The sequence below is a fragment of the Bradyrhizobium sp. CSS354 genome (genome assembly GCF_029051725.1).
Classification (GTDB): Bacteria; Pseudomonadota; Alphaproteobacteria; order Rhizobiales; family Xanthobacteraceae; genus Bradyrhizobium.
In genome coordinates this window covers 693,815-707,610 of record NZ_JAACFU010000001.1, presented here as the reverse complement: position 1 = coordinate 707,610, position 13,796 = coordinate 693,815, and the positions used below count along the sequence as shown (strand labels likewise).

Below are 13,796 nucleotides of genomic sequence, written 5' to 3'. Positions count from 1 at the left end.
TCAGGCCGCGGCCGATATTCCGGACGCCGACTTGATCGCGTCGCGGGGCAGGGTGACGCGCACGACCGTGCCGACCTCGAGTTTGGAGCGCAGCCGCATCGAGCCGCCATGAAGCTGCGCCAGTGAGCGGGCGATCGCAAGCCCCAGTCCCGAGCCGTGATAGGTCTTGGTGAGCTGGCTCTCGACCTGCTCGAACGGGCGGCCGAGCCGCGCCAGCGAATGCGGCGCGATGCCGATCCCGGTGTCGGCGATCATCAGCACGATCCTGTCGTCGAGCTGTCGGCTGCGCACCACGATGCGTCCGCCGTCGGGCGTGAACTTCACGGCGTTGGAGAGCAAATTGACGATGATCTGCTTGGTGGCGCGGCGGTCAGCGACGACCGAGATGGACTTTGCGATGTCGGCGTCGAGCGTCAGGTGCTTGTCCTGCGCGCGGCCGGTGACGACCCGCAGGGATTCCGCCAGCGTCTGCGCCAGGTCGAGCTCTTCCATGTCGAGCTTCATGCGGCCGGCTTCGATCTTGGACATGTCGAGGATGTCGTTGATGACTTCGAGCAGATAATGCCCGCTGGTCAGGATGTCGTGGCAGTATTCCTGGTACTTCTCCGAGCCGAGCTCGCCGAACATCCCCGAGCCCATGATCTCGGAGAAGCCGATGATCGCGTTCAGCGGCGTGCGCAGCTCGTGGCTCATATTGGCGAGGAATTTCGACTTGGTCTGGTTGGCCTCCTCGGCGCGGGTCTTCTCGCGCTGGTATTTCTCGGCGAGATCGGCGAGTTCGCCGGCCTGGCGCTCCAGGGCTGCCTGCGAGCGCTTGAGGTCGATGACGGTGGCGCGCAGGCGCAGATCGTTGTCGACCAGCTTCTGCTCGTGCTCCTTGATGCGGGTGATGTCGGTGCCGACCGAGACGTAGCCGCCGTCCTTGGTGCGGCGCTCGCTGATGTGCAGCCAGCTGCCGTCGTCAAGCTGCGCCTCGAAGGTGCGCGCGCCGGGACCCTGGCTCGCGGTCTCGTTGTGCCGGGTGCGGACCTCGGGCATGCGGCCGACCTCGAGCACGGTCTCGTAGGAGGTGCCTGGGATGACGGCGCTGTCGGGCAGCTTGTGCAGCCGCTGGAAGTGCGAATTGCAGAGCACCAGGCGGTCGCTCGCGTCCCACAGCACGAAGGCTTCGGGAATGGTCTCGATCGCGTCGCGCAGGCGCAGATCGGCTTCCACGGTCCGCTCGGCGAGGCTCTTCTGCTCGGTGATGTCGACGGCGATCCCGATCAGGTGAACGCTGGAGTCGGTGGCGCCGCTGGTCTTTTCGCAGCGGACGCGGAGCCAGATCCAGTGGCCGTCGACATGCTGCATGCGGAAGGTCTGGTCGATGTGGTCGATCTTCTCGGAGATGAGCTGGTCGGCGATCTCGAACAGGTCGATGTCGTCGGACTTCACCAGCGCGTTGACCTCGCCGAAGGTGAGGAGTTCGTTGCGGCCGTCGAGGCCGAGCATGGAAAACATCGACTGCGACCAGAAGATGCGACCGCGCGACAGGTCCCAGTCCCACAGTCCGCAGCGGCCGCGGTTGAGCGCGGTGTCGATCCGGCCGCGCACCGCGTCGTTGATCAGGTCGCCCTCGCGGGCACGGGTGGACTGCCAGTGGAAGGCGAAGCCGAGGATCAGGACCACGAAGCCGGTGGTGGCCGACAGCGTCACCGACAGCGCGGCGTCCGAGCCCCAGATCGGCTCGTTGCGCTCCTGGATCACGGTCACGAAGCCGGGCAGCGACTTGATCTGCCGCGAGGTCGCCATCGCGGCGTTGCCGTTCGGCAGCGTCATGTCGGAGATGTTGCCGTCGCGCGGCGGCGCCGCCAGCAGTTGCGCCGTCGTGATCGCGTCGAGCAGGCGGTCGTTGCCCGAGGGATCGCTGTCGACCGGGATGCGGGCGAGGATGCGGCGATCGAGTCCGGCCGAGGTGACGATGACGTGGCGGCCCGAGGCGGTGCCCCAGGGCGGAATGAGATCGGGCAGCAGCGCCGGCAGGCTCTCGATGTTCTTCAGCCGCTCCTGTCGCGCGGAGGTGAGGCGGTCGATGCGCTCGGCGAGCAGGTCGGCGAGCGCCGAGATGTCGTGGCGGATCACCAGTCGCTTCTGGCGCGTCTGGTCGACGACCTGCACGAACGCGCCGAGGCAGATCGTGATCAGGAACGCGATGATGAGCGTCGGCACGGCACGGCGCAGCGCAGGCTCCGCGATCAGGAGCCGATGATAGGCAGGTTTCGCGATCGATTGCGCCAATCCCTTGATCGAATCGGATTGGACGCACGCGTTCGCGGCGTCTGCACGCGACATGCCTAAAGCCCCCTGGAAACCTGCTTGCAACTGGACTTCGGAAGCAGCCCCACATCGCTTCCGAATCATGGTCGATTTGAATCCAGATTTCGCGGGCTGTCGAGAGTCAACGAATCGTTAACGCGAATTTATTCTTATCCAACGCGCAGTTTGTGCGTCGCGCGTCCGCAAACTTACGTGCGCGGCGAGTCCGAAACCAGAACGTGTGACTCCTCGCACATTCTCCGTCACGCGCGCGGCGGTTCGGCGTGACTGATGACGCGCTTCACGCTGGGGAACGCGCGCCGCAACGCGCGCTCGATCGCGTCGACATGCTCGTGCACCCTGATCACGCTCATCGACGGCTCGGCGCGGCAGTGGAAGTTGACGATCTCGCCGGCATCGGTGTTGCGGACGCGGACATTGTGGATGTCGTGGATCTCGCCGCCGGCGGCATACTCCGTCAGGGCGGCGGCGATGGCCCGCACCCGTTCCGGTTCGGCGTCGACCCCGAACGGCAGTTCCGGTTCCAGCGGCTCGATATGGACGTCGACCTCGACGTCCGCGCCGAATTCTTCCTGGATGTTGCGTTCCAGGGTGTTGGCGACGTCATGGGCGGCGTCGAGCTGCATCCCGGCGTCGACCTCGAGGTCGATGCTGACGATCAGCTTGGCGCCGAGATCGTGCACGGTGACGTGGTGGATGGCGAGGCCCGAATTGTGGGCGATGACCATGATGCGGTCGCGCACGGTCTCGTTGTCGCGCGCCACGGGGACTGCTGTGAAGGTAAGGTCGGTATCGCCGAAGGCCTTCTCGACAGCTGCTTGCGCGCTGCGCTTGATGTCCTCGACCCGGTCGATGGGGTAAGTCCGCGGCACCTTTGCGATCGTGTCGATGAACGTGGTGGCACCGACCATGCGCACGCGGAGCCGCTCGACGTCGATCACACCCGGCACGCTGCGGATCGCGGCCGTGGCCGTCTCATGCGCGCCTTCCGGGGCGCGGTCGACCAGCGTCTGCACGGTCGAGCCGGCCATGCGCAGGCCGAGCAGGGCGATCATCACGGCCACCGCGGCGGCGGCAGCCGCGTCGCCCCACCAGAAGCCGAGGCCGGCGAGGATCAGGCCCACGATCACGGCGAACGAGCCCATCACGTCGGAGGCGAAATGCAGCGCGTCGGCGGCGAGCGCCTGGCTCCTGGTCTCCCGCGCGGCACGGTGCAGGGCGCGGGCGCGCCAGAGATTGACGACGATGTCGATCACCAGCACCACGAACGGCACGGCCGAAATGGTCGGTGGCGCGGTTCCCTCGCGCAGGCGGCTGTAGGATTCGACCAGAATGCCGCCGGCGAGCACATAGAGCAGGGCGGTGACGCCCAATGCCGAGACGCTTTCGAGCTTGCCGTGGCCGTAATGATGCTCCTCGTCCGCCGGCTTGTCGGACACCCGCACCACCGCCCAGGTGATGATGGTCGCGACCAGGTCGATCGAGGAATGCAGCGCCTCCGAAATCAGCGCCAGCGAGCCGATCGCGATCCCGACCGCGAACTTGGCCGCCGCCATGCCGCCACTGGCGAAGATCGAGATCGCTGCGACCGAGGTCTTGTCGTGTTGGGAGCTCATGGCGGGGATTTAGCAGCCCAGGGGCGAACATCAAGCGACGATCCACAGGCGTACACGCTAGTGAGTTGCAGGAGCGGGCGCCTCCACCTCCGTCATGCCCGGGCTTGTCCCGGGCATCCACGATCTTTCTAAATCGCGGGAAAGACGTGGATGGCCGGGACGAGCCCGGCCACGACGAGCTGAGAGAGCGCGCCATATGGCCTCTCGCCGCTGCCCGCGGTCACTAGAGCGTCACAACGATCTTCCCCAGGTGCTTGTTGGCCTCCATATGCTCGAACGCCTTGTCGATGTCGTCGAAGGCAAACACCTTGTCGATCGGCAGCTGGAGCTTGCGCGACTCGACCGCGCCCCAGATGTCCTTCTTGACCTCGTCGAAGATCTCACGGACTTCCGCGATGGTGCGGGTGCGGAAGGTAACGCCGACATAGTCGATGCGGCGCGCCGCATGCAGGTCGAAGTTGAAATCGGCATGGGTGCCGCCGAGCCGGCCGACATTGACGATGCGACCCTTGACCCTGGTCGCTGCAAGGTTCTGGTTGGCGACTTGGCCCGAGACCTGGTCCACGATGAGGTCGACACCTTCGCCGTTCGTCGCCTTCAGCACCTCGTCGACCCATGTGGGGTCGGAGGAATCGACCGCGAGGTCGGCGCCATACTCCTTCAGCCGGCCGCGACGATAAGCATCGGTCGAGGACCCGATCACGAGCCTGGCGCCCTTCAGCTTCGCAATCTGCATCGCCATCAGGCCGACGCCGGAGCTTGCGCCCTGGATCAGCACGACCTGCCCGGGCTGCACGCCGCCGATGGTGACGACGGCGTTGTGCATGGTCGCGAGTGCGACGGGCAGGGTGGCGGCTTCCTCGAAGTTCATGTTCGAGGGCGCGCGGAACAGCCGGCCGTGATCGGCGAGCGTGTATTCGGCAAACGCCGCGCCGCCCGAGCCCATGATGCGGTCGCCGACATTGACGCCCTTGGCATCCGGTCCGAGCGCAGCGACCTCGCCGGCCCATTCCATGCCGAGCACGGTGCCGGCGCCGCCGGCGGCGCCATGGGCGTGGCCCTTGCGCATGCCGGTGTCGGCGCGATTGAGGCCACAGGCGCGGACCCGGACCAGCACCTGCGTGCCTTCAGGCTTTGGTTGAGCGACGTCGGAAATTGTAGCGCCACCAGGGCCGTAGACATAAGCCTTCATGTATTGCTCTCGCTTCTTGCAGTGATTATTCCGCAGCTTGCGCTGTCGGATGAACGATCATGCCTTCGAGCCGGCTGCGGACGATGGCCTCCGCTTCGCGCACGATGCGGGAGATCAGTTCGGCGCAGGTCGGGATGTCCTGGATAAGGCCCTGGACCTGGCCCGCCGACCAGATGCCTTCGTCCGAGTTACCAGTGGCGTAGACCATCTTGCCGCGGGCGCCCGCGACGAGCTCGCGGATGTCCTCGAACTTGGCGCCTTCCTTCTCCATCGCGACGACCTTGGTCGAGATCTCGTTCCTGGCGACGCGGGAGGTGTTGCGCATGGTGCGGAAGATCAGCTCGGTCTCGCGCTCGTCATTGGCGACGATCTTCTCCTTGATGAGCTGATGAATGGGGCTCTCTTTGGTCGCCATGAAGCGGGTGCCCATGTTGATGCCTTCGGCGCCCAGCGCCAGTGCGGCGACCAGGCCGCGGGCGTCTGCAAAGCCGCCGGAGGCGATCATCGGGATCTTGATCTTGTTGGCGGCGGCCGGGATCAAAATCAGGCCGGGGGTGTCGTCCTCGCCGGGGTGGCCTGCGCATTCGAACCCGTCGATCGAGATGGCGTCGACGCCCATGCGCTCGGCGGAGAGCCCGTGACGGACGCTGGTGCATTTGTGCACGACCTTAACGCCGTGCTTCCTGAACTCGTCGACATGTTCCTGCGGCTTGTTGCCGGCGGTTTCGACCACCTTGATACCGCTCTCGATGATGGCGGCGCGGTATTCGGCATAAGGCGGCGGCTTGATCGCGGGCAGGATGGTGAGGTTGACGCCAAACGGCTTGTCGGTGAGATCGCGGCAGCGGGCGATCTCCTTCCTGAGGTCCTCCGGCGTCGGCTGGGTCAACGCCGTGATGAAACCGAGCGCGCCGGCATTGGCGACGGCGGCGACCAGCTCGGCGCGCCCGACCCATTGCATGCCGCCCTGGACGATCGGGTGCTCGACACCGACGAGCTTGGTGAACCGTGTCTGCAGCATGATCTGTTTCCTCCGCCCGTGTGGCGTTCTGTTATCGTTTGATGGCGGCAGGATGCCGCCCGGGTCGGGAAAAGTCTATTGGGAGAGCGTGCGGTGGAGGCGGGTCGATCATGCGGGGAGCGGGGGATTCCGCGGGGCGGATAATTGAGGTGGGTAGCACCGGTGGCGCGAGGGTTTTGTGCGCCGCTGCTTCAACATCGTCATTGCGAGCGCAGCGAAGCAATCCCGGCTGTCCCCGTGGAGGGATTCTGGATTGCTTCGCTGCGCTCGCAATTGACGGAGGATGAGGAGCTTTCGGAGACCATCAACTTGCATTTCCGTCGCAAGACACGCCTTCGCATCCTCGCGGCGTATCCGCCCGAGCTTTGCCTGGTCGCATCACCCTCGCGGTAACAAGGGCGCAGGGAAGGCCGGGCGCCGGCTGGCACCCGCAAGTCCGTGCGCCAAAGGAATGCACACGGGGTGGACCACAGGTCAGCCAATCGCCCGGCCTTCCCTGCGCGATGGTTTACGGCGTACTTCGTGCTCTCCCCGGGGAGCGATGCACTATTGCCCCCGTCGCCCCGCAGATCGCTGATGCGCGCGCCCGGTCGGGCAGCACGCATCACCACAGGACTTGACGCACAGACCCCGGGCGTCAGGACCACACGACTTGACCGTCCGCGCACGTCCTCGCTGGGCCTTCGGGAGCTGGCGTGTGCTCGCACCCGAAGCCATGCGAAGACGCTGTCGGCGCCGTGTCGTAGGCACGAAAGCCTGTGCTCACGGTTTCCCGCCCTGCAAGGCTCGCCGCGCCCGACGCCGTCGCGTCCATCGCTGCCCAACCCGCGGTTCGTGACGATCGCGATCCGCCCCTTGTCCCGGGTCAGGGTATCGCGTACGTACGACAAATCCGAATTTCGGTAAAGTGGAATATTTTCGCGGGCAGGGATTGACAGGCGGGGTGGGAAATTTGCGCGGGTGTTTTGCCCGACGGGCAAGAAGGCTTCAGCTACTCCGTCGACAGCCGCACCATCTGGCGGCCGCCGTTCATTTCCTTGAGGCTGTTGACGAAGTTTTCCGGGCGCTGCCAGCGGTTGGGGACCTTCAATCCCATGTACTCGGCGATGTCGCCGATGAACCCGGTGCAATTGGTGGTCTCGGCGTTCCAGACCGGCGAGTTCGCTTGCAATTTCTTGATATAGGCAAACACGCGCTTGGCGTCGGCTTCGTTGAGATAGACGCGGTAGTTCGCGGTCAGATAGTCTGGGTCGAGATCGCCGTAACTCGCGCCGGTCTCCGCCGGCACCCAGGTGAGGTGACCGAGCACATAGGCCCAGGTGTCGCCGGCGGGCGTGAGCCCTGCCACCTCGACGGCGCGCTCGCTGGTCTTGCCGTACCAGACGAAGGCGTGGCCCCAGCTCGCGGCCGTGCGGGCGCGGAAATCGACGTAGTACGGACCTTTCTCCGCGCGCGCGACCGCGCGCCGCGTCGTTTGCGGCGCCGGCCGTGATACGGTGTCGGTCGTGGCAAGCGCGTTTGCATCGGCAACGCGCTTGTTCGCTTCGTGGGCCGAGGCCGAGGGTGTCGTACACGCGAGCATGGCAGCGAGCGCGAATCCCGCAAGGATGCAGGGTCCCGATCGATCAGGTTTGTTCGTCACGCTATGCCCCTCGACTGTCGGCCACTCACGCAGAGTGCCTCTTCTGCGCGTATTCGCTAAGGCGTCAGTAGCGCGCCGCGACCGGGCCGGGCGCCTTGCCGATCGGGGCCTTTCCAACCGGGCTCTTGCCAATCGGCATCTTGCCGATCGGCGCCTGCTCTGAATAGACGGGAACGGGCTGGCGGCGCGGCAGATCCGCAGCGTTCGCAGCCGTCACCAGAGCAAACGTAGCACCCACGACAAATACAATCTTCTTCACAGTCATACCCCTAGAAGGTTTGGTCCAAACACGGCACCGCCGTGCCCCCAGACACGCTCACAGAAGGGCGGCCGAATGCGTCCACAGTGCGGCGCGCCGGCGACATGTTGGCGGCATATGCCGGGCGCGCGGAGATGTGATGTGTCTGAAAGTTTCGGAGCCCGCGGCTGGTAGCAACCATTAAGAACGGTTGCTACGAGGCTCACCCGATCCGGTTCAGGCTGTTCCGGATCGTCGAGAAGATGCCGCCGATGTCTTTTCGCAAGCCGTCGAGCGCGTTGAAATTGTCGAAGATGCGGGCGAGGCGGTCTTCGACCTCGCGCTTGCTCCTGGTCAGTGCGTCGACGCGCGAGGCGAGGGTGACGTCGCCGCTCGCCTCGATCTCGCCGACGGTTTTGGCGAGGAGATCGCGCGTGGTGCCGACGTCCGCGATCAGGGCCTCGATGCCGAACACGGGGGCCTTCAGCGGGACGAGGTCGGCCTGCGACTTCGACAGCTCCGTCTTGAAGGCGTTCAGCGTCGCCAGCGTCTCCTGTAACGCGCCGAGGCGCTGGCGCGACTGGAGAACAAAATCGTTCAGCGCATTCTGGCGGTCGGCAAGCGTCTTGCCGTCGGCGTCGGTCTCGACACCGGCGAGCGAGCGTTCGAGCTGGGCCTGGCGCTGGCCGAGCTCTTCGAAGTCGAGTCCGATGCCTTTCAGGATGTGGAAGCTGTCGTCGATGCGGGCCAGGCGCTGCTCGATCTCGATCTTGTTCTTCGACAGGGTCTCGACGCGGGCGCCGAGAGGGGCTTCGCCGCCGGACTCGAGCTCGTCGATGCTCTTGGCGAGGCGCTCATGACCGAGGCTCAGCTCGCCGATCAAGGCATTGAGGCCGGCGTCCGACGCGCGCAGCGGCACCAGCTCGGCGTGGGACTTCGCCAGATCTTCCTTGTACCGGTTCAGGGTCGCAAAGGTGTCCTGGACCGTACCGACCCGCGACAGCAGCGTCGATACGTCGCGCGCGATGTCCTTGAGCCGGTCGGCGAGGTTGTTCTTGCGGTCGTCGGTCTCGAGGTCGTGCAGCGAGCGTTCGAGCTGGTTCTGGCGGTCGCGGATCTCGGTGAAAACCGGCTCCACCGCGCGGCGCTGCTCGGCGGCCTTGCCGACCATGTCGCGCAGTTCCTGCTGGCGGCGGCGGATTTCGGCGAGCTGGTCGTGCATGTCGGTGGATTCGTTGCGGCCGCGCTGGAGCAGTGCCCGCTGCTCGGTCTCGCCCAGCTTGTCGTGCAGGGCGGAGACGGCCTCCCGGGGATCGCTCTCGATCAGGTGCTGGACGGTGGCGTCGATGTGGTTCTGCAGGGCGTGGGCGACGACGACGTCCTCGCGGGTCTTCTTGAGGCGGTCGCGCAATGTGTCGAGGCGCCGGTCCTGGCGCGAGAGCCGCCAGGCGGAGGCGGCGATCAGTGCCAGCGCCAGGGCCAGGATTGCGCCGGTGGCAATACGCTGCGGGACGGGCAGGCCTCCGAACCAGGCAGGCAGGTGGCCGACATCGTAACCGAGCGCCTGCTGGGCGAAGATCGCGATGGCGGCGAGCAGAACAAACCACGCAACCAGGAAAAACAGCCACATCGTGACTTCCTCACGCCGGCACATTATCGCCATAGTTGCTATTGGAGAGCGGAACCGAGATCAAGGGCCGCAGGGCTTGCCGGAGGTTTCCGGTAGCGCGATCCACGGCCTGCCGCGTCAGCCGATCGATGGAGGGGCGGCGCGGGTTGCCGGGGTTTCCCGACGCGGGGTGGGGCGCTGGCGTCCTCCGCCGTCATTCCGGGGCGCGCGCGGCGCGAGCTCGGAATCCATTGATCTGCAGTCTCTGCCGCCCGATGGATTCCGGGCTCGGCGCTGCGCGCCGCCCCGGAATGACAGAGTGCGCTACAGCCGAAACTCGTTGGTCAACTCGCCGATGCCGTCGATCGCGACGGTTACCGTGTTCACGGGCTCTTTCATCACGCCGACGCCGACCGAGGTGCCGACGGCAATGAGGTCGCCGGGAAGCAGGGTCATGTCGTGGGAGATCCGGCTGACCAGCTCCTGCGCGGTGAAGATCATGTCCGATATCGGATAGTTCTGCCGCTCCGCGCCGTTGAGGATGGTACGGACCACCAGCTTGGCCGGATCGAGACCGGTGGCGATGACCGGGCCGAACGGGCCGTAATCGTCGATGCCCTTGGCCCGCGCCCATTGCGGGAAGGTCGGGTCGCTGGTCAGGATGTCGTTGGCGGTGATGTCGTTGACGCAGGTGTAGCCGAAGATGAAGCTGTCCGCTTCCGCCGGCGACACCCGGGCACAGGTCTTGCCGATGACGATGCCGAGCTCGCCTTCATAGGTGGTCTTGCCGTCGTAATGAGAGGGGCGGCGGATCACGGCGCCGGGTGTCGTGATGCTGGTGGTGGCCTTCAGGAGGTAGAGCGGCTCCGGCGGCTCGGGCTGGTTGAGCTTGGCCGCGAGCGCGTGAAAATTATTCCAGAGCGCGACGATCTTGCTGGGCGCGCAGGGCGCGAGCAGTTCGACCTCCGACAGCGCCAGCGTCCTGCCGGTGGCTGCATGGCGGCCGAACATCTCGCCCTCATGCACGCTGATGCCCGACGAATTCAGCGTGCCGAAGCCGGTCGCACCGCTCTTGCGGAAGCGGAGCCATTGTTTGACCTCGCCAGCCATCACGCCACCGCCAATGCGCGCGGATCTGATGGCGTCGAGATGCCATCGTAGAGACCGGCGATGCGGGCGCGCTGGGTCACCATCGCCAGCACTGAATCGAGCGCGGGGGTAGCGACGCCGGTGAGGCGGCCCATCTCCTGAACGACGGTGACGAGCGGGTCGATCTCCATCGGGCGGCCGCGCTCGAGATCCTGGAGCATCGAGGTCTTGTGCGCGCCGACCTTGCGGGCACCTTCGATGCGGCGCTCGACGTCGACGCGGAATTTGACGCCGAACGTTTCGGCGATGCCTTGCGTCTCCATCATGATCGCGCGCGACAGTGCGCGGGTGGCCGGATCGGTGCAGATCACGTCGAGCGTTGCATGGGTGAGTGCGCTGATCGGGTTGAAGCAGACATTGCCCCACAGCTTGAGCCAGATCTCGTCGCGGATGCGGTCGAGCACCGGCGCTTTCAGCCCGGCTGCGACGAAGAGATCGGCGAGGCGCTGCACGTCTGGGGTGATCTCGCCGGAGGGCTCGCCGAGCGGAAAGTTGTTGCCGTAGACGTGACGGATCACGCCGGGCGCCTCGATCTCGGTGGCGGGATAGACGATGCAGCCGATGGCGCGCGCGGCGCCGATTTCGCGCCACTGCCGTCCGCCGGGGTCGATGCTCTCCAGCGTCGCGTTCTCGTATTGGCCGCCATGCTTGTAGAAGTACCAGTAGGGGATGCCGTTGACGGCGGTGACGATGCGGGTGTGGGGCCCGAGCAGTGGCTGCATCGTCTCGATCACGCCGGTGATCGAGTGCGCCTTCAACGTGATGATGATGTAGTCCTGCACGCCGAGCTCGGCGGGATCGTCGGTGCAGCGCGGATGCACGGTGTGCTTCTCCTCGCCCGCGAGCAGCGTCAGGCCGCGCTGGCGCATCGCGGCAAGGTGCGCGCCGCGTGCGACCAGGCTGACGTCGGCGCCCGCGCGCGCGAGCTGAACCCCGAGATATCCGCCGATTGCGCCGGCGCCGTAGATGCAGATCTTCATGGAATCCTCGCGAAGCAGCGGAAGCCGGATTTCGGGACGAAAGATCCGGTCCGGCTCGGAAGGGTCCGAGCCGGGTCCGGTAGTCGCAGGGGAAGTGAGGCGCTTTAAGCTGCTTGCGGCGTGCCGTTGATCGCTTCGTCGATGAAGGATGCGATGTCGCGCATGCTGATGACGGAGACGAGGCTGTAATCGTCGATGACGGGGAGGTGCCGGATGTGATTCCGGTTCATCAGATGGCGGACGTGCTCGATCGTGTCGCTCGACGTGCAGGACACGAGCTGTTGCACCGAGACGAGCTGCGAGACCTTGACGTTGACGGCATTGGCACCGTCCTCGGCAACGGCGCGCACGACGTCGCGCTCGGTGAACATGCCGACCGCGGTGTTACCCTCGGAGCGGACCACGTCCTTCACGACTAGTGCGCTGATATTGTTGGCGCGCATCAGCTTGGCGGCGATACCCACCGTTTCGTTCATTCGCACCGTGACAACGCGCGGTGTCTTCTTGCGCAGAATGTCTCCGACCAGCATTGCAACCTCCTGGGTGAATGATGAGCCAAGTGTGGTATACATAATGCCAATCGTCAAGCTTTCGATTTGGCTATCCGAAAAATCTTGCGGCAGTCATGCTGACGTTTGCCGTGAGCCAAAAAGAAAGGGGCGCATCGCTGCGCCCCTCTCTCACCCGTGCAAGGTGCGTGTTCGTTATGCCGTCTCGGTCTTGGCGTTCCCGGTCGCGGCGTTGGCGCTCTCGGCTTCCTTGCCGAGGATGAAGGAGCGGCGCATCGGCTTGATCACGAACAGCGCCGTCAGCGCCGCCGTCGCGTTCAGCGCCACCGCGACCACGAATACGGCCTTCCAGCCATAGGTGGCCGAGATCACGCTTGCGAGCGGAACGAGCAGGGATGCCGTCCCCTTCGCGGTGTAGAGCATACCGTTGTTGGTGGTTGCGAACTTCGAGCCGAAGGTGTCGCCGCAGGTCGCCGGGAACAGCGAGTAGATCTCGCCGAACACGCCGAAATAGACCGCGGTGGCGAGCACGAAGACGACGGGCACGTGGCCATAGGCCGACAGCGTCAGCAGCATCAGCGCGGCGGTGCCGAAGGCGATGAACATGGTGTGCTCACGGCCGATCGTGTCGGAGACGAAGCCGAAGAAGGGACGTCCGAAACCGTCGAAGATGCGGTCGAGCGAGATCGCGAACGTCAGTGCCGCCATTTGGAAGCCGGCGAGCGTGACCGGCGTGTCGGCGATCTTGAAGTCGTGCGCGATCGGGGCGATCTGCGCCGCAGTCATCAGGCCTCCGGAGGCGACCATGACGAAAACGAGATACATCACCCAGAAAATAGGGGTGCGCAGCACCTGCGGCGGGGTGAAGTCGATCTTGGTCTGCGGCAGATTGAGCTGCTTCTTCTTCGGCGGGATCGAGATCCGCGGCGGCTGGATGAAGAAGGCGAGCACGAAAACGATTACACCCTGGCCGATGCCGAAGGTGAGGAACGCGTGCTGATAGCCGCTCGTTGCGATCATGGTCGCGATCGGCACGACGGTGAGCGCAGCGCCTGCGCCGAAGCCGGCGGCAGTCGCACCGGCGGCAAGGCCCCGACGATCGGGAAACCATTTCAGCGCGTTGCCGACGCAGGTGCCGTACACCGCGCCCGCGCCCATGCCGCCGATGATCGCGGCCGCGTAGAGCAAAGTGAGGCTATCGGCATAGGAGTTGAGAATCCACGACAGCGCGATCATGACGCCGCCGAACATGATGACGATGCGCGGGCCGTACTTGTCGACGAACCAGGCCTCGATCGGCACCAGCCAGGTTTCGGTGACGACGAAGATGGTGAAAGCGAGCTGGATCGCGGCGCGTCCCCAATGGTGCGCGTGGTCGATCGGATCGACGAACAGCGTCCAGCCATATTGCAGGTTGGCGATCATCGCCATGCAGACGATGCCCATGACCAGCTGGAGCCAACGGAAACCTGTGCGGAGAGGCGCGGCCGTGACAGCGCCATCGGTGCTGGAAATCATCAAGAA

General features: G+C 65.4%; 11 protein-coding genes. All 11 read right to left on the bottom strand.

All coding sequences use genetic code 11. The annotated features are described in order from the left end of the window. Positions 1-2,331: a PAS domain-containing sensor histidine kinase gene (locus GWG67_RS03365; RefSeq protein WP_275167725.1), complete on the bottom strand. Its 2,331-nt coding sequence runs from the start codon at positions 2,329-2,331 to the stop codon at positions 1-3. 227 nt (positions 2,332-2,558) lie between these two features. Next, complete coding sequence (locus GWG67_RS03360; protein ID WP_275167724.1) at positions 2,559-3,932, bottom strand: cation-efflux pump; 1,374 nt, start codon at positions 3,930-3,932, stop codon at positions 2,559-2,561. A 223-nt stretch (positions 3,933-4,155) separates the two neighbouring features. Beyond that, positions 4,156-5,124 (bottom strand): zinc-binding dehydrogenase, encoded by a 969-nt coding sequence (locus GWG67_RS03355; protein WP_275167722.1) that lies wholly within the window; start codon positions 5,122-5,124, stop codon positions 4,156-4,158. A 25-nt stretch (positions 5,125-5,149) separates the two neighbouring features. Beyond that, the gene (locus tag GWG67_RS03350; protein ID WP_275167721.1) at positions 5,150-6,145 is read right to left on the bottom strand and encodes a nitronate monooxygenase family protein; all 996 of its coding nucleotides are present in this window, start codon (positions 6,143-6,145) and stop codon (positions 5,150-5,152) included. 991 nt (positions 6,146-7,136) lie between these two features. Next, a complete protein-coding gene (locus GWG67_RS03345; protein ID WP_275167720.1) occupies positions 7,137-7,787 on the bottom strand; it encodes a hypothetical protein in 651 nt (216 codons plus the stop codon). Positions 7,788-7,851: 64 nt separating this feature from the next. Beyond that, a complete protein-coding gene (locus GWG67_RS03340; protein ID WP_275167719.1) occupies positions 7,852-8,052 on the bottom strand; it encodes a hypothetical protein in 201 nt (66 codons plus the stop codon). Between the two features lie 196 nt (positions 8,053-8,248). Then, complete coding sequence (locus GWG67_RS03335) at positions 8,249-9,655, bottom strand: hypothetical protein (RefSeq protein WP_275167718.1); 1,407 nt, start codon at positions 9,653-9,655, stop codon at positions 8,249-8,251. A gap of 303 nt (positions 9,656-9,958) precedes the next feature. Beyond that, positions 9,959-10,744 carry a fumarylacetoacetate hydrolase family protein gene (locus GWG67_RS03330; protein WP_275167717.1) on the bottom strand — a complete coding sequence of 262 codons (786 nt, stop codon included), beginning with the start codon at positions 10,742-10,744 and terminating at the stop codon, positions 9,959-9,961. Continuing rightward, positions 10,744-11,763: a 2-dehydropantoate 2-reductase gene (locus tag GWG67_RS03325; RefSeq protein ID WP_275167716.1), complete on the bottom strand. Its 1,020-nt coding sequence runs from the start codon at positions 11,761-11,763 to the stop codon at positions 10,744-10,746. The genes GWG67_RS03330 and GWG67_RS03325 overlap by 1 nt, the downstream gene beginning before the upstream one ends. A 104-nt stretch (positions 11,764-11,867) precedes the next feature. After that, positions 11,868-12,293 carry a CBS domain-containing protein gene (locus GWG67_RS03320; protein ID WP_275167715.1) on the bottom strand — a complete coding sequence of 142 codons (426 nt, stop codon included), beginning with the start codon at positions 12,291-12,293 and terminating at the stop codon, positions 11,868-11,870. 174 nt (positions 12,294-12,467) lie between these two features. Next, positions 12,468-13,790: an oxalate/formate MFS antiporter gene (oxlT, locus tag GWG67_RS03315; RefSeq protein WP_275167714.1), complete on the bottom strand. Its 1,323-nt coding sequence runs from the start codon at positions 13,788-13,790 to the stop codon at positions 12,468-12,470. Positions 13,791-13,796 lie beyond the last annotated feature (6 nt).

Excerpts from the sequence above, each read along its gene's own strand:
- GWG67_RS03365 (WP_275167725.1), bottom strand. The coding sequence starts at position 2,331 with ATGTCGCGTGCAGACGCCGCGAACGCGTGCGTCCAATCCGATTCGATC.
- GWG67_RS03360 (WP_275167724.1), bottom strand. The coding sequence starts at position 3,932 with ATGAGCTCCCAACACGACAAGACCTCGGTCGCAGCGATCTCGATCTTC.
- GWG67_RS03355 (WP_275167722.1), bottom strand. The coding sequence starts at position 5,124 with ATGAAGGCTTATGTCTACGGCCCTGGTGGCGCTACAATTTCCGACGTC.
- GWG67_RS03350 (WP_275167721.1), bottom strand. The coding sequence starts at position 6,145 with ATGCTGCAGACACGGTTCACCAAGCTCGTCGGTGTCGAGCACCCGATC.
- GWG67_RS03340 (WP_275167719.1), bottom strand. The coding sequence starts at position 8,052 with ATGACTGTGAAGAAGATTGTATTTGTCGTGGGTGCTACGTTTGCTCTG.
- GWG67_RS03335 (WP_275167718.1), bottom strand. The coding sequence starts at position 9,655 with ATGTGGCTGTTTTTCCTGGTTGCGTGGTTTGTTCTGCTCGCCGCCATC.
- GWG67_RS03330 (WP_275167717.1), bottom strand. The coding sequence starts at position 10,744 with ATGGCTGGCGAGGTCAAACAATGGCTCCGCTTCCGCAAGAGCGGTGCG.
- GWG67_RS03325 (WP_275167716.1), bottom strand. The coding sequence starts at position 11,763 with ATGAAGATCTGCATCTACGGCGCCGGCGCAATCGGCGGATATCTCGGG.
- GWG67_RS03320 (WP_275167715.1), bottom strand. The coding sequence starts at position 12,293 with ATGCTGGTCGGAGACATTCTGCGCAAGAAGACACCGCGCGTTGTCACG.
- oxlT (WP_275167714.1), bottom strand. The coding sequence starts at position 13,790 with ATGATTTCCAGCACCGATGGCGCTGTCACGGCCGCGCCTCTCCGCACA.